General features: G+C 38.5%; 15 protein-coding genes. 5 read left to right on the top strand and 10 right to left on the bottom strand.

Annotated features, from left to right (window positions below; genetic code table 11):
• The first annotated feature begins 247 nt into the window (after positions 1-247).
• The 4 genes from PYS62_RS03695 to PYS62_RS03680 are packed head-to-tail and all read left to right on the top strand — an operon-like array spanning position 248 to position 3,260.
• A complete protein-coding gene (locus tag PYS62_RS03695; protein ID WP_156422976.1) occupies positions 248-1,582 on the top strand; it encodes a type II secretion system F family protein in 1,335 nt (444 codons plus the stop codon).
• Positions 1,583-1,638: 56 nt separating this feature from the next.
• The gene (locus tag PYS62_RS03690; protein WP_066714358.1) at positions 1,639-1,908 is read left to right on the top strand and encodes a hypothetical protein; all 270 of its coding nucleotides are present in this window, start codon (positions 1,639-1,641) and stop codon (positions 1,906-1,908) included.
• Positions 1,909-1,920: 12 nt separating this feature from the next.
• Positions 1,921-2,775 carry a hypothetical protein gene (locus PYS62_RS03685; protein ID WP_066714360.1) on the top strand — a complete coding sequence of 285 codons (855 nt, stop codon included), beginning with the start codon at positions 1,921-1,923 and terminating at the stop codon, positions 2,773-2,775.
• Entirely contained in the window at positions 2,772-3,260 is a 489-nt protein-coding gene (locus PYS62_RS03680; protein ID WP_066714362.1) for a hypothetical protein, read from the top strand. Before PYS62_RS03685 ends, PYS62_RS03680 begins: the two co-directional genes overlap by 4 nt.
• Before the next feature lie 15 nt (positions 3,261-3,275).
• On the opposite strand, the gene atpC is transcribed toward PYS62_RS03680, so the two are convergent.
• From atpC to PYS62_RS03630, 10 genes are all read right to left on the bottom strand, one after another.
• Positions 3,276-3,695 carry an ATP synthase F1 subunit epsilon gene (atpC, locus tag PYS62_RS03675; protein WP_066714364.1) on the bottom strand — a complete coding sequence of 140 codons (420 nt, stop codon included), beginning with the start codon at positions 3,693-3,695 and terminating at the stop codon, positions 3,276-3,278.
• 9 nt (positions 3,696-3,704) lie between these two features.
• Entirely contained in the window at positions 3,705-5,102 is a 1,398-nt protein-coding gene (atpD, locus tag PYS62_RS03670; RefSeq protein WP_066714366.1) for a F0F1 ATP synthase subunit beta, read from the bottom strand.
• Positions 5,103-5,115: 13 nt separating this feature from the next.
• Positions 5,116-6,063 (bottom strand): ATP synthase F1 subunit gamma, encoded by a 948-nt coding sequence (atpG, locus tag PYS62_RS03665; protein WP_066714368.1) that lies wholly within the window; start codon positions 6,061-6,063, stop codon positions 5,116-5,118.
• A gap of 11 nt (positions 6,064-6,074) precedes the next feature.
• The gene (gene atpA, locus PYS62_RS03660; protein ID WP_315574150.1) at positions 6,075-8,027 is read right to left on the bottom strand and encodes a F0F1 ATP synthase subunit alpha; all 1,953 of its coding nucleotides are present in this window, start codon (positions 8,025-8,027) and stop codon (positions 6,075-6,077) included.
• A complete protein-coding gene (locus PYS62_RS03655; protein ID WP_066714371.1) occupies positions 8,017-8,607 on the bottom strand; it encodes an ATP synthase F0 subunit B in 591 nt (196 codons plus the stop codon). The genes atpA and PYS62_RS03655 overlap by 11 nt, the downstream gene beginning before the upstream one ends.
• A gap of 18 nt (positions 8,608-8,625) precedes the next feature.
• Positions 8,626-8,856 carry an ATP synthase F0 subunit C gene (atpE, locus tag PYS62_RS03650; RefSeq protein WP_066714373.1) on the bottom strand — a complete coding sequence of 77 codons (231 nt, stop codon included), beginning with the start codon at positions 8,854-8,856 and terminating at the stop codon, positions 8,626-8,628.
• A gap of 13 nt (positions 8,857-8,869) precedes the next feature.
• On the bottom strand, positions 8,870-9,685 hold the full coding sequence (locus tag PYS62_RS03645; protein ID WP_066714375.1) for a FoF1 ATP synthase subunit A: 816 nt from the start codon (positions 9,683-9,685) through the stop codon (positions 8,870-8,872).
• An 83-nt stretch (positions 9,686-9,768) separates the two neighbouring features.
• The gene (gene upp, locus PYS62_RS03640) at positions 9,769-10,410 is read right to left on the bottom strand and encodes a uracil phosphoribosyltransferase (RefSeq protein WP_066714377.1); all 642 of its coding nucleotides are present in this window, start codon (positions 10,408-10,410) and stop codon (positions 9,769-9,771) included.
• Positions 10,411-10,564: 154 nt separating this feature from the next.
• A complete protein-coding gene (hflX, locus tag PYS62_RS03635; RefSeq protein WP_066714380.1) occupies positions 10,565-11,764 on the bottom strand; it encodes a GTPase HflX in 1,200 nt (399 codons plus the stop codon).
• Positions 11,765-11,784: 20 nt separating this feature from the next.
• Positions 11,785-12,360, bottom strand: coding sequence for a thioredoxin family protein (locus PYS62_RS03630; RefSeq protein ID WP_066714382.1), 576 nt, complete (start codon positions 12,358-12,360; stop codon positions 11,785-11,787).
• Between the two features lie 113 nt (positions 12,361-12,473).
• Here PYS62_RS03630 and PYS62_RS03625 point away from each other — a divergent pair, with 113 nt between their 5' ends.
• Complete coding sequence (locus PYS62_RS03625; protein WP_066714384.1) at positions 12,474-13,010, top strand: adenine phosphoribosyltransferase; 537 nt, start codon at positions 12,474-12,476, stop codon at positions 13,008-13,010.
• The last annotated feature ends 85 nt before the right edge of the window (positions 13,011-13,095 follow it).

The following is a 13,095-nucleotide window of genomic DNA, read 5'->3' as shown; positions in this document are numbered from 1 at the left end:
TGCAGCAAATAGCTCCAAGCCTGCAATTGAACAAATTAGTCCTGTTTTACGCTTACATAAAAGTATCTATGTCACTAATTTTGTGTTAGCTTATATTATTAGTTGTTGCTTGTTGATGCCTTTTCTTTTAAATATAAATATAGTCTTTATTTTAGCCATTCCCCTCACTATCGCCTTATTCAAGTTGATCAATCATTATTGCAGTTTGAAAAAGCTGTGTTTAAATGAGCAGGCCTTTCTTGCCTTTTTGAAAGAACTAATATCCCTCTTGCATAACGGCACTTCGTTTGAAAATAGCATTTTAATTTTAAGTGAGCATCTATGTAAATTTTACGGTGAAAAGTCAGCCTTTTCAGAACTGTTAAAACAGCTTTGCCAAGCTCTATCTAATAGCTGGACGCTTAATGATTTGCAAAGTGAATTTTTGCGTCTTTTCCCAAATCGCTACGCTCATAACTATTTTACAATTCTGAATGATCGCATGGCTTTAAGTAACCAGCTTCTCAAAATTAGTCAAGTTTTTGCTAAAAACATGCAAGCTAAAGCCAATATGGATCAAGAAATTCGGGCAAATGCTGCTCAGCAGCAAATGGAAGCTTGTATACTTCTATTAATGCCCTTTGCCATCATCTATATATTACGTTTTGCGCAAACAGATTTCTTTGCCCCAGCGCTCACCACAAATCCTGGTCCTTTATTATCGACCTTAGCTTTCATCTGTATCATGGCATCTGCTCTATTACTTTTTTACTTATTCATGCACGCCCATAATCAGCATAAGCCCAATATTAACGAGCATGTGTATCCATTCTTTTGTGCAATCATTCAACGTAGCTGGTCGAACCTATTACAAATTTTGCCCTTAGTCTATATTGAAAAATTAAAGCGTAATCTATTGATATGTACAGCCTTAGAAAATAAAAAAGAAAGTACAAATGGTAATTCCGCTCTACTAAGCAAACAAATTCTGCTAATTAACTATTTAGCCTTTAAGCTCCAAACAGTTGTATTTAGTTTGGCTAGTTTACTTCTGTTAAGTTTACTTGATTTTCGTCTAATCTATTTCAGCGTTCCTTTAACGATTGCTGTATTTTACCTACAAGATTTAGAATTACAAAGTAAATGTCAAAAAACATTGCTGCTTCTCCTGGAACTGTTGCCATGGGATTTTAGTCTCTTAATTATGCTATTACGCAATAACTATAGCTTAATCAACAGCTTTGCCAAGTTACAAAATTTGTTGAGTAATAAAGATCCACTTTGCAAAAAATTCTACTATTTTTGGCAGCATGCACTTTTAGGTGAGCCAATTGACAAGCTGTTTTTCAACTGGGCAGATAGTATCGCTAATTTTAGTTTCAATAGTTACTTTAGCGCCCTTCATGCTTACATAAGTAATGGCGATCAAATGAGCTTAGCTGCCTTAAGTGAGCAAACTGAACAACTATTTGTAAACGCATTGATTGAGCATAAGCAAGCTCAAAGCAAAAAACAAACAGCCTTTGTTTTACCAATGATTCTCGACTTGATGGCCGTGATCTTGATAACACTAGCGCCTGTTATTCCTAGTTTAGTCTATTAACACTTGGTGGCCACGAGTGGTAAGAAAAATATTATTTCATTGAAAGGATAAATATTATGAAAATTCTTAAATCTCAAATGCGAAATTTGTATGCCAAAGCAAGTTCAAAAGTAAAGCAATACAAGCAAAGACTAAGTAAAAGCGAAACATGTCTCCTTAAGCAAGCTGAAGCTGGTTCGGCGGTTATTGAAGTTGTAATTGTCATTGCTGTCATTATCGCAGTAGCCTTAATTTTCAACAAAACTTTACGTGAATATGCAAATAGCTTAATTCAAGTTGTCTTTGGTGAACGCTCATTCTTTGATAGCTTGAAACCTGGTGTATAGAAGGTGGTAAAAATGGCGCTATTTACTCCAATTCATAAGGTAAAGCTTGCTAAGCTGTCGTCTTTAGAGACGGCAGCTAATGCAATAACTTATCCTAAAGAAAGCAAACAAAATTTACGGCTTGTCAAATATCAAACTATAAATTTGCGCAACATAGATTTGGCTGAAAATCGCTATTTGCTATTAAGCATTCCGCCTGAATTAAGTTTTAGTCACACCCAATTAGCCTATCTAATTAACAAGCAAAATCGGCCAATCCCCTGTTGTTTCAATTGGCAATTTTTAGGCTTTAAGAAGCTAAATAAGCAAAACTGTTTAGCTAACATCAACAATCTTATCTGTGTAGCTGACTATGATTTTAATTATCAGCGTAAGTTCACATTGCAATTACTTTGTGAGCTCTTAGGTTTATGTCTAGAATTAGTGTTGTGCAATCAAGCAGCTTGGTATCTATCAAACTTAATTATGTTCGACAGAGATAGAATCTTTTTCTCAGTCAAAGAACATCGCTGGTACTTAGTTTTGTTGCCGCTAGAAGTTAGTAACAAGCAAAATTTAGAAATAAATACAATCCAAACAAATTATGCTGTGCAGGCTCAAACTGACATTTACGTTACAGATACATCTCCAATTCTAAAAGATTATCAACGCCAAGTTCAAGATAAGCTAGATGAATTGATTCAATTCTGTTTAAAAAATCTGCAGCAATATATGAATTATCAATCAAAGAATGTCAAAGGTCTGTTCATGCGTAAAAAAGCTATGCATACAGAGGTTGATCTAACAAAAATATACACATATATAAACAGTGACACTTGGCCTGAACTAATCAGTTATTTAGCTAAAATTGGTAATGAACAAACATGAATATTTTCTTTAAACAAGCTATGCTCTACTGCTTAACGAAAAGTTGCTACCAAAAGTTACTTGCTTTAAGCCAAAGTCAAACCAAACGTGACTATTATGCTTTAATGAACAATGAATTAAAAGCGCAATCAAGTGATATAAATGATTGCTTCTTTCTGCTTCCTAATACTAGGATAAGCGGTCAATTGGGTCTAGCCGACATCTATTTTGCTGATTTATGGGCCTGGCAATTAACCTTTACTTACGATTACATACTGGGTAAGTATGCTTTAAGCTTTAGAGAATTTGCTGCTGGTCAAAAATTAGAATTAAATTCACGAGGTAAAAGCTACGTCTACTTAGGTCCAAATGTAATAACCAACAGTTACCCTAAAAGCCTGTTTGATAATGAACTCTATCTTTGTCCGTTACAGCATGGCGATATTTTGACGATAGCAAATAAAAGTCTGCTTTTCTGCTGTCCAGAAAATTCTAATGACACATGAAAAACAGACTTTGAATTAATTAGTTTTATAGGTTGTTGCGACATGGATACGTGCTCTTGCCCGCCGCATAGCGTGCTTAGCATGCACCTTAACAAGGTTTGATTCAGCTTTATTGTATTTATCTAGATTGCGTTCTAAGCTTGCTTTAGCTCGCTCAACATCAATTTCTTCTGGCCATTCAGCTGCGTTAGCAATCACAGTCACCATATGTTTATGGACTGTTGCATAGCCAGCAGAAACAAAGGCATTTTTGTAAGCATTACCTTGTCGATAACGTAATAAGCCTGGGGTAAGAGCCATGATAACTGGTGTATGGCCGTACATAATACCGACACTGCCAGAATAGGTATTCAGCTCAACCAAATCACATTCGGTATTGATAAATTCCCGATATGGCGTTACCACTGTCAGGCGCATTAATTTACTTCCCGCCATGCTTCCTCCTTACAACTGCTTGTATGCCTGCCAAACATCATCAATATCGCCCTTCATAAAGAAGCATTGTTCTGGGATCTCGTCACATTCACCGCCGATAATTGCTTCGAATGAACGAATATTATCGGCCAATCTAACATAGCGACCAGGATATGAACTTGATTCTTGCATAACAAAGAACGGCTGAGATAAGAAACGCTGAATTTTACGCGCTCTTTGCACCAACACTTTATCAGCTTCGCCAAGCTCATCCAAACCTAAGATTGCGATAATATCTTTCAATTCCATGTAACGTTGCAAAATCTTCTGAATTTGCCGAGCAACTTGATAATGCTGCTCACCCAAAACAGAGGCTGTCAAAATATGAGATGATGATTGCAACGGATCAACAGCTGGATAGATACCTAATTCAACAATAGAACGGCTGAGAACTGTGATAGCATCCAAGTGCGCAAAGGTTGTTGCTGGGGCTGGGTCACTCAAGTCATCAGCTGGCACATAAACAGCTTGAATAGAGGTAATTGAACCATTAGCTGTTGAAGAAATACGTTCCTCCAAAGCACCAACTTCATTAGCCAAGGTTGGTTGATAACCAACGGCTGAAGGAATACGACCAAGCAGAGCAGAAACTTCTGAACCAGCTTGCACATAACGGAAGATGTTATCGACGAAGAACAAAACATCTTTGTTTTCGACATCACGGAAATATTCAGCCATCGTCAAACCAGTCTGTGTAACACGCATACGAGCACCTGGTGTTTCATTCATCTGACCAAATGTCATAACTGTGTTCTTACTAACACCAGATGAACGCATCTCCTGCCACAATTCTTGGCCTTCACGTGAACGCTCACCAACACCAGTGAAAACAGAATAGCCACCATGTTCATGCGCAATATTACGAATTAACTCAAGAATTAAAACTGTCTTTCCAACACCAGCACCACCGAATAGACCGATTTTACCGCCTTTACAGTAAGGTACAAGCATATCAATAACTTTGATACCTGTTTCAAGTACCGAAATTTTCTCATCAATGACTGAATAAGCTGGAGCTGGTCTATGAATTGGCCAGTTTTCTTTGCTCTCAATTGGGCCTAAGCCATCTATAGCCTGACCTGTAACATCAAGCATACGACCTAATAGTTCTGGACCTACAGGTACTGTGATCATAGCTCCAGTTGCAATTGCAAATTCTTGGCGACTCAAGCCATCGGTTGCATTTAAGCTGATGCAACGAACTGAGCCGTTTCCGAGGTCCTGCATAACCTCCAAAGTAATTTGCCCATGTAAAGCATTGGCAGGAATCAAAAGTGCCTCTTTTAATTCAGCTGCTTCATTACTAGCAAATTCAACATCTATAACGGAACCAATAATGCGATTTATTTTTCCTTTGGCATCTTTCATAAGGACCTCCTAACTACAAGATTGAACCAGAAATAATCTCGTTCAACTCTTGTGTGATTTGTTGCTGACGGACACGATTCTTTTCAAGTTGCAACTCAGCTAACAAACTATCAGCATTTTCTGTCGCCTGATTCATAGCCGTCATCCTAACAGCCTGTTCACTAGCAAACGCTTCTGTAAAAGCACCGTAAACCATACCGTAAATATAAGTTAAGCCTAAATAATCTTTAACCTTATCCACATTCGGTTGCCATTCAATCTTCTCATGCCGATATAAGTCAGCTGTATTCTCTTCCTCAAGCACTTCATCGGCTGTAAATAGTTCGCTTAACAATAGATGCAAGCCCTGATAATCAGTCGGCAAAAGGCGCGTGTAAATTGGATGTGCCTGAATCTGATTAGGCATCGTCGAATAAACAAGATAGATGGCATCGACTTGCTTTTCCTGATACAAATCAAACATGTTATTTGCTACATCAGTTGCATCATAGAAATCAGGATTATCTATCTTATAAGTCCAATCAGCCTTTACTTTGTATCCATCGTGTACAAGCCTATCACGCCCAATTTTACCTAAGAAACGAATTTCATAGTCAAATTTAAGTTGCTTTTCTAGGCATTCTTTCCGTGTAGACTCAATCAACTTTTCAGCATAACGCACAACATTCAGCGCATAACTACCTGACAAGCCCTGCTCAGCCCCAAATACATAAAAGAGACATTTGTATTTATCACCTGGAGCTTTTACCCGCTCTTTAAAAAGTGAAGCTAAGCGATTAGGCTCACTTAAAACCATTTCTTCCATCGTGCGTACGCAACCTAGAAAGAAAGGCTTGGTCAAATTGAGCAATTTTCTTGACCGCTTCATCTTAACTTGCGAAACGAGCTGCATAGCGCGCGTAATCTGCTTAATTTCGTGAACAGAGCGAATATGCTTTTTAATTTCACTACTTTGTGCCATGCAATACCTCTTTAAGCTTCAGCCTTGGCGCTATCATGCTCAGCACAATAATCAGCAAACAAGTCATACAACATTTGTTTATCACTATCGCTAACAACTGTTCCACTAGAAAATGTCAACAAAATATCCTCACGCACTTGCTTCAGATAATCAACAAAATCATGCAAAAGTCTGCGCATAGTTGGAATGTCTAGCTTATCGAAAGCACCATTTGTACAAAGGGTCAACAAAATCAAGCTGTCTGCCAAAGAGCGATTGACATGCTCAGACTGTTTAAGCACCTCGTTCAAACGTAAGCCACGCGTAATCTGCTTAGCACTACTTGCATCCATTTCACTTGATAATTGTGAGAATGACTGCAATTCACGGAACTGGGCCATTGTAATACGCAATGGACCTGCAACTTTACGCATTGATTTCACCTGACAGGAACCACCAACACGCGAAACAGATAAGCCCACGTTGATAGCTGGACGTTGACCTGAGAAGAACAAATCGCTCTCCAAATAAATCTGACCATCAGTGATAGAAATAACGTTTGTCGGAATATAAGCTGAAATATCGCCAGCTTGAGTTTCAACAATTGGTATAGCTGTGATAGAGCCACCACCCAAAGCATCACTTAAACGAGCAGCTCTTTCGAGCAAACGTGAATGGATGTAGAAAACATCTCCTGGATAAGCTTCACGTCCTGGTGGTCTATGTAACAACAAAGAAATTGCACGATAAGCTTGTGCATGCTTAGTTAAATCATCATAGATAATCAAAACATCGCGATGCTGAGCATACATAAATTCCTCAGCCATGGCGCAAGCTGCATAAGGAGCTACATATTGTAAAGCGGCACTCACTGAAGCAGAAGCGCTCACAACAACTGTATAATCCATAGCCCCGCGCTCACGCAGAAGCGTAACTTGACTCTTCAAAGTTGACTGCTTTTGACCAATAGCAACATAAATACAGACAACGTCTTTGCCCTTTTGATTCAAAATAGTATCCAAGGCAATCGTTGATTTACCAGTTTGACGATCGCCGATAATAAGTTCACGTTGACCTTTACCAATTGGGATCATGGAATCAATTGCAGTTATACCTGTGTATAGTGGCTCATCAACCTGTTGACGATCAATAATAGCTGGGGCTGCAAATTCAATTGGTCGATAATGACTAACTTGTAAATTTTGCTCACCTTCAAGTGAACGGCCCAAAGGATCGATAACCTGACCTAAGAAAGCGCTACCAGAAGGTACGCTCAAGACCTGTGAACTACCTTTACAAGTCATACCAGAATGGACGCTATCTTCCATCGTCAAAAGGACAACGCCGATACTATCTTTCTCCAAGTTCATCGCTAAGCCGATTGCACCACTTGCAAAAATGATCATCTCACCATTCAAGCAATGACTTAAGCCACTTACATGGGCTATACCATCTGCTACTTTCTTAACTTCACCTAATTCCTGTTTCTGTTGAGCAAATTCATCTTTAAGTGAAGCTGCCAATTCATCGCTAATATCTTCTGCTTTACGTGTCGCCAATAATTTGGCATACAAAGCTGACTCCTCAGCATAAGCACTAGTTGCATAAGCTTTGGCATGTGGCTCAACACTTGTAAGTTCTTTCTCATTGCCAACTAAAGCTGGTAAATTTAAAGAGCCTCTCAAATTAGCCTGCTGATTAAAAATCATCTCATGCAAAGCATCTTGGCTGATTTCATCCAAACTATCATTGCTACTATACAGACCAACTGCCAAATTTTTGAGCTTAGCCAACAAAGAATAATCGTAAAAATCGTTGTTGACCTTGATGGTAAAACCAGCCTGTAAACTTGGATCTACTTCATACTTAACTTCATAACTGCCAGCTAAAAAATTGTAACGTTTAACCAATGCTCCAACTAATTCTTGCTGAGCACTGTCAGATAACTTACTAGCAGACTTAAGAATAATTTGATTAGTTTTCACCAGATTGCTTCCCTTCTCCACTAGGAGTGTTGAGAGAGCTTACGACATCAGAGACAAGTGCTTGTTCATCTTGCTCATTTTTGACGCGACCTAATTGTTGCAAAACACGCATGGACAAACGGATAGCTTGATCACGTTGCTCACGTTCTTTCTTCTCCCAAACTCGTTGTTGTTCTGCTTCCTTATCAGCTAAGTAACGATCAGCTTCTTTTTTAGCTGTGGCAATAATCATCTCTTTGCGATTCTCTGCATCCTGCTTAGCATCCAAAATGATCTTAGCAGCATTTTCTTTTGCCGCTTGCATATCGGCCTTAACTTGAGCATTCAATTTCTCAGCTTCAGCCTGTTCAACTTTAGCTGCTTCCAGCTTATCAGCAATATCCTTTTTGCGCTCGGCAGCAATCTTCTGCAAAGGCTTGTAAATGAAATGCTTAATGATTAAATAGCTGATTAACAAATTCAGAACTGCTGCAATTGCTGTTACCAAAAATGCAGCCATATTTTCTTTTGAAAAAACTTCAATCGCCATAAATGCGGGAATGACTAGACTCAATGTTGAGCCTAATTGTGCTGTAAGCATACTTCATCTGCCTCCTGCTTATTTAAATACAAATAACAGAATCAAGCTGACAACAAGTGCATAAATAGCTGTAGCCTCAATGAAGATGATGGCAACAAACAACAAGCTCTGAATCTTATTAGCCATTTCAGGTTGCTTAGCCATTGCATCGTAAGCTTTACCTGATGACAAACCAATACCCAAACCTGCTAAACCAGCTGCAAATGTAACTGCTAAACCGGCTGCTAACGCGACTAATCCTCTATCCATAATACCCTCCAAATTAAATTTCACTCAATCTTTTTTCTTCTTGTATAGCTGTTTCCTTAGGCTTCTGCATCTCTTCTGCTCGCTCAACAATTTCGCCAACGTAGTTAAGTGTCAGATAAGCAAAAACTAAGCCTTGGATAATTCCATCACCAACATCAAACCAAAGGCCTAAAATAGTTGGCACTAATAGTGGAACGACCAAGCTGATAAATTCAATCAAAATGTAGGCACCAAAAATATTACCAAACAAACGGAAAGCCAATGAAATTGGTTTAATAAAATAGTCCAAAATATTGAAAGGTAATAGTGCAGCCTTCGGATATAACAGAGTCAGCAAGAATCCCCGAATACCCACGAAATGGATACCAACCACAATCACAAACAGAAGCGTGAACAAACCCAAAGCAATTGGGAAAGCAGGGTTTCCAGCCGGTGGTGCTACCTTAATCAAGGAAATAAGATTAGACAAAGTAATAAAAGTTCCGACACTGACAATATACGGAGCTAAAAACTTCGTCTGCTTCTCATTCAAATGATTCTGCTTACAAGCATTTTCAACCATTGAGAACAATTTCTCACTCAATGCTTGTAGTACAGAGATGTTATAAACCTTCAAATGGCTGCGATAAAAAATAGCAAATACCAGCAAGAACAAGACTGTTATTTCAATGCCAATCACTGCAATTGGAATTGGAATAGCACCCAAAGGTGTTGGTAAATAAAAAACGGCACCAAAATTAATTGCTTCTTCAATGCCCTGGCCAATATCACGACCACCTATTTTGAATCCTTCAATCAAGCGTTGAAAAAACTCAAGCAAAAATCTCATTTCTTCGCCCCCATAAGTCGCATAAAAACCCCACTGCCTAAGCCAAAGCTGTGGGGTTAGCTTATATTATAAATTTTTCAAAATTACTTAGTACCAAAAATACGGTCACCAGCATCACCAAGACCCGGGACAATATACTTGTTAGCATTGAGTTCCTTATCGTTAGCTGCGCAATAAATTGTCACATCTGGATAAGTTGAATGTAAGTGATTAATACCCTCATCAGCAGCAACCAAGCACAAGAACTTGATAGACTTAACATTACGCTCCTTCAAGAACTTGATGGCAGCCACAGCCGAACCACCAGTAGCCAACATTGGATCCAAAACATAGACGCTACGATTCTCAATATCATCCGGCAACTTGCAATAATATTCAACAGGATCGTGTGTAACAGGATCGCGGTACAAACCGACGTGACCAACTTTAGCTGTTGGAATCATGCTCATGATACCTTCTACCATACCCAAACCAGCTCGCAGAATTGGTACCAAAGCCAGTGTCTTACCTGAAATGCGATAACCAGTTGTCTTAGCAATTGGTGTCTCTAGTTCGTAAGTTTCTAAAGGTAAATCTTTAGTAACTTCATAGCACATCAGCATGGCGATCTCATTAACCAGCTCGCGGAAATTCTTCGTGGACGTATCTGCTGCTCGCATAATTGAAATCTTATGCTTAATAAGTGGATGTTCAAAGACAAAGACGTTATCGTCAAGTTTCTTCATTTCTAGCTACCTTCTTCGATTTCTTTCAATTTTAATACTTAGTTTTTGTCCATGCAAGAAATTAAGCCCAGCTTTACCAACAATTTGTTTTTTTTGCCAAACTGCTAGATATTTCACTGCTAAAATTACTGCATATGTTAGTTATTACATAAAGTTAATTGTTTTTTTGTAATATTTTCTTCAGTTTTGCTTGCAAGGCTGCCTTTAATTCATTCAAGCCTCTCTGCTCCTTTACTGACGTGAAGAATAGACTTTTATCATCGAAACTTAAGGCATGTAATTTGGCTAAAAGACTGCTATCGACTTGACTTAGATCATAATTAAATTCATCAAATTTGTTAGCAACATACACCCTAGGCAAATGACTAGCGCCAATCTCTTCTAATAAGCTTAATACCACATCCAACTCAGCTTCAGCCTGCACATCAGCCACATCTAAAACTAGAAGCAAAAAATCTGCTTGAGCAGCTTCTTCCAACGTACTCTTAAACGCTTCTACCAAATGATGCGGCAATTTCCGAATAAAACCAACTGTATCTATCAATAAACAATCACAAGAAAGATCTTCTAACCATAAATGCCGGCACGCTGGATCTAGCGTGGCAAAAACTTTATCTTCTGCATATAAATCACTTTTACACAAGCGATTAATTAAACTTGATTTGCCAGCATTAGTATAGCCAACAACAGCTATAGTCAAAGCCGATTTACGCCTCTGTTCACGCACAATTTGCCGTTTGCGCCCAAGTTCAACTAATTTCTGCTGTAACGTGTTAATTCTCGCTTGAATATGTCTACGGTCTGTCTCCTTCAAGCTCTCACCAGGCCCACGGGTACCGATACCACCAGCTAGTCTAGAGTTGAAGCCCTGCATAAATTGGATACGCGGCAAGCGATATTTAGCTTGTGCCAAGGCAACTTGCAACTTACCTTCTGAACTTTTAGCTCGCTTAGCAAAAATATCCAAAATTAGAAGTGAGCGATCAACGATTTTCATTTGCGTAAATTCTTCAATATTACGTAATTGAGCTGGGCTTAGTTCATCATCACAAATTAAGCAATTAGCTTCAACTTGCTCAGCCAAGACCTTAATCTCTTCCAACTTGCCAACTCCAATATAATAACGGCTATCAATTTTAGCGCGCTTTTGATAAATTTTGGCTAAGACTTCTGCCCCAGCCGTATTGGCTAACTCAGACAATTCATCCAAAGACGCTTCAACAATTGCCTCTGTCTGTCCTTTCGTCGTCAAACAGACACTGAAGCAAATTGCTTTCTCCGCTTCTTCCTGCAGACTATTTATTTTTGCAAATAAAGTACTATCGGCTCTATTGGCCCCTTTTTTGTTTGCCATTCCTACCTCATATAACGCTTCTACGCTTCATTAACACCTAACAGTTTCAATTCGTTGCTTAAATCAGCAGCTAAATCCTGCCAAGCTTCCGTTTTCTGCCAGACAACAGACTGTTGATTAATTAAAATCAAAGCCGGCACTAATTTTAGCTGATACTTTTCAGCCAAACTGGCGCATGCTTCTATATTCACTATATAAAAATCACAGTTATCGCCGTATGCTTTATAGACATCAATAAATTTAGGCAAGTAATTATTGGCAGCTTCAGACCAAGTAGTAATGCAATAAAGTACAACCGGCTGCTTGGAGGATTCAATTGTCGTCAAAAATTCCGCATTGTAGTTCAAACTATGATTCTCAGTTTCAGCTAATTTAATAATAGCAAAATTAGGTATATTAATTAGATTCTTAAAATTATTCAGTGCTGTTGACTTACCATTTGTGGCTATAACTGATTGACTAGATTTCGCTATTTCAGGCAAACTTGTCTGTGTATCACGCTTACAAGCGCTCAATAAGCCTAATAAACCTACCAGCAAAGCTAAAAGTTGCTTACAATGCCACTTTGAATGCATATGAGAAAATAACTTTTGCATCAGTCCACCTAACCCTTAAATTTAGATTCGTTATATAATACTCACATTATACAAACAATCAGTGATAATTATGATAAAATGAAAATGTTTTTCGGGCAAGAACGGAGTATAGCATGGAAAAAAATTTAGATAAAAAGTTACGACATATCCACCACTATCCTAAGCATGGTATTGATTTCATTGATATAACAACCGTACTAAAGAATAGTGCTGATTTTGAGCAGTTAATCAATGAGCTAGTTGACAGCTGCAAAGATCTTGATTTTGACGTTGTTGTGGCAGCTGAGGCGCGCGGCTTTATCATCGGAGCAGCTTTAGCTTATGCTATGCATAAAGCTTTTGTGCCAATTCGTAAGGCTGGCAAATTACCTGCTGCTACATACAAGAAAAGCTATCAGCTAGAGTATGGTGAAGCGACAATTGAAATGCACAAAGATGCTTTACAAGCAGGTAGCAAGGTTATCTTCGTTGACGACTTACTCGCAATTGGAGGTACAGCAAAAGCTGCTTGTGAAGTTATTGAAGCAAGCGGAGCAAAGATTCAAGCTTTACTCTTCTTTATCGAGTTAGCTGGTCTAAATGGTCGTGAATGCCTAAAGCAATATGACGTTCGTTCCTTATACTTAGTGCATGAGGATAAATTAGACTAAAATAAAGCATTAATCAGTTAATAAAAGGCAGGTCAGCGCCTGCCTTTTTTAGTGTATAGCCTTGGTTTAATTGGAAACGGTTTAT

This window comes from Amygdalobacter nucleatus, from assembly GCF_029167365.1.
GTDB classification, from domain to species: domain Bacteria; phylum Bacillota; class Clostridia; order Saccharofermentanales; family Fastidiosipilaceae; genus Amygdalobacter; species Amygdalobacter nucleatus.
This window is presented reverse-complemented; position numbering and strand designations above follow the sequence as displayed.

Bases quoted from the DNA above. Each gene is read 5' to 3' on its own strand.
- PYS62_RS03645 (WP_066714375.1), bottom strand. From the start codon at position 9,685: ATGAGATTTTTGCTTGAGTTTTTTCAACGCTTGATTGAAGGATTCAAA.
- PYS62_RS03655 (WP_066714371.1), bottom strand. From the start codon at position 8,607: ATGCTTACAGCACAATTAGGCTCAACATTGAGTCTAGTCATTCCCGCA.
- PYS62_RS03685 (WP_066714360.1), top strand. From the start codon at position 1,921: ATGGCGCTATTTACTCCAATTCATAAGGTAAAGCTTGCTAAGCTGTCG.
- atpD (WP_066714366.1), bottom strand. From the start codon at position 5,102: ATGAAAGATGCCAAAGGAAAAATAAATCGCATTATTGGTTCCGTTATA.
- hflX (WP_066714380.1), bottom strand. From the start codon at position 11,764: ATGGCAAACAAAAAAGGGGCCAATAGAGCCGATAGTACTTTATTTGCA.
- PYS62_RS03690 (WP_066714358.1), top strand. From the start codon at position 1,639: ATGAAAATTCTTAAATCTCAAATGCGAAATTTGTATGCCAAAGCAAGT.
- PYS62_RS03630 (WP_066714382.1), bottom strand. From the start codon at position 12,360: ATGCAAAAGTTATTTTCTCATATGCATTCAAAGTGGCATTGTAAGCAA.
- PYS62_RS03680 (WP_066714362.1), top strand. From the start codon at position 2,772: ATGAATATTTTCTTTAAACAAGCTATGCTCTACTGCTTAACGAAAAGT.
- atpE (WP_066714373.1), bottom strand. From the start codon at position 8,856: ATGGATAGAGGATTAGTCGCGTTAGCAGCCGGTTTAGCAGTTACATTT.
- upp (WP_066714377.1), bottom strand. From the start codon at position 10,410: ATGAAGAAACTTGACGATAACGTCTTTGTCTTTGAACATCCACTTATT.
- PYS62_RS03625 (WP_066714384.1), top strand. From the start codon at position 12,474: ATGGAAAAAAATTTAGATAAAAAGTTACGACATATCCACCACTATCCT.
- atpC (WP_066714364.1), bottom strand. From the start codon at position 3,695: ATGGCGGGAAGTAAATTAATGCGCCTGACAGTGGTAACGCCATATCGG.
- atpG (WP_066714368.1), bottom strand. From the start codon at position 6,063: ATGGCACAAAGTAGTGAAATTAAAAAGCATATTCGCTCTGTTCACGAA.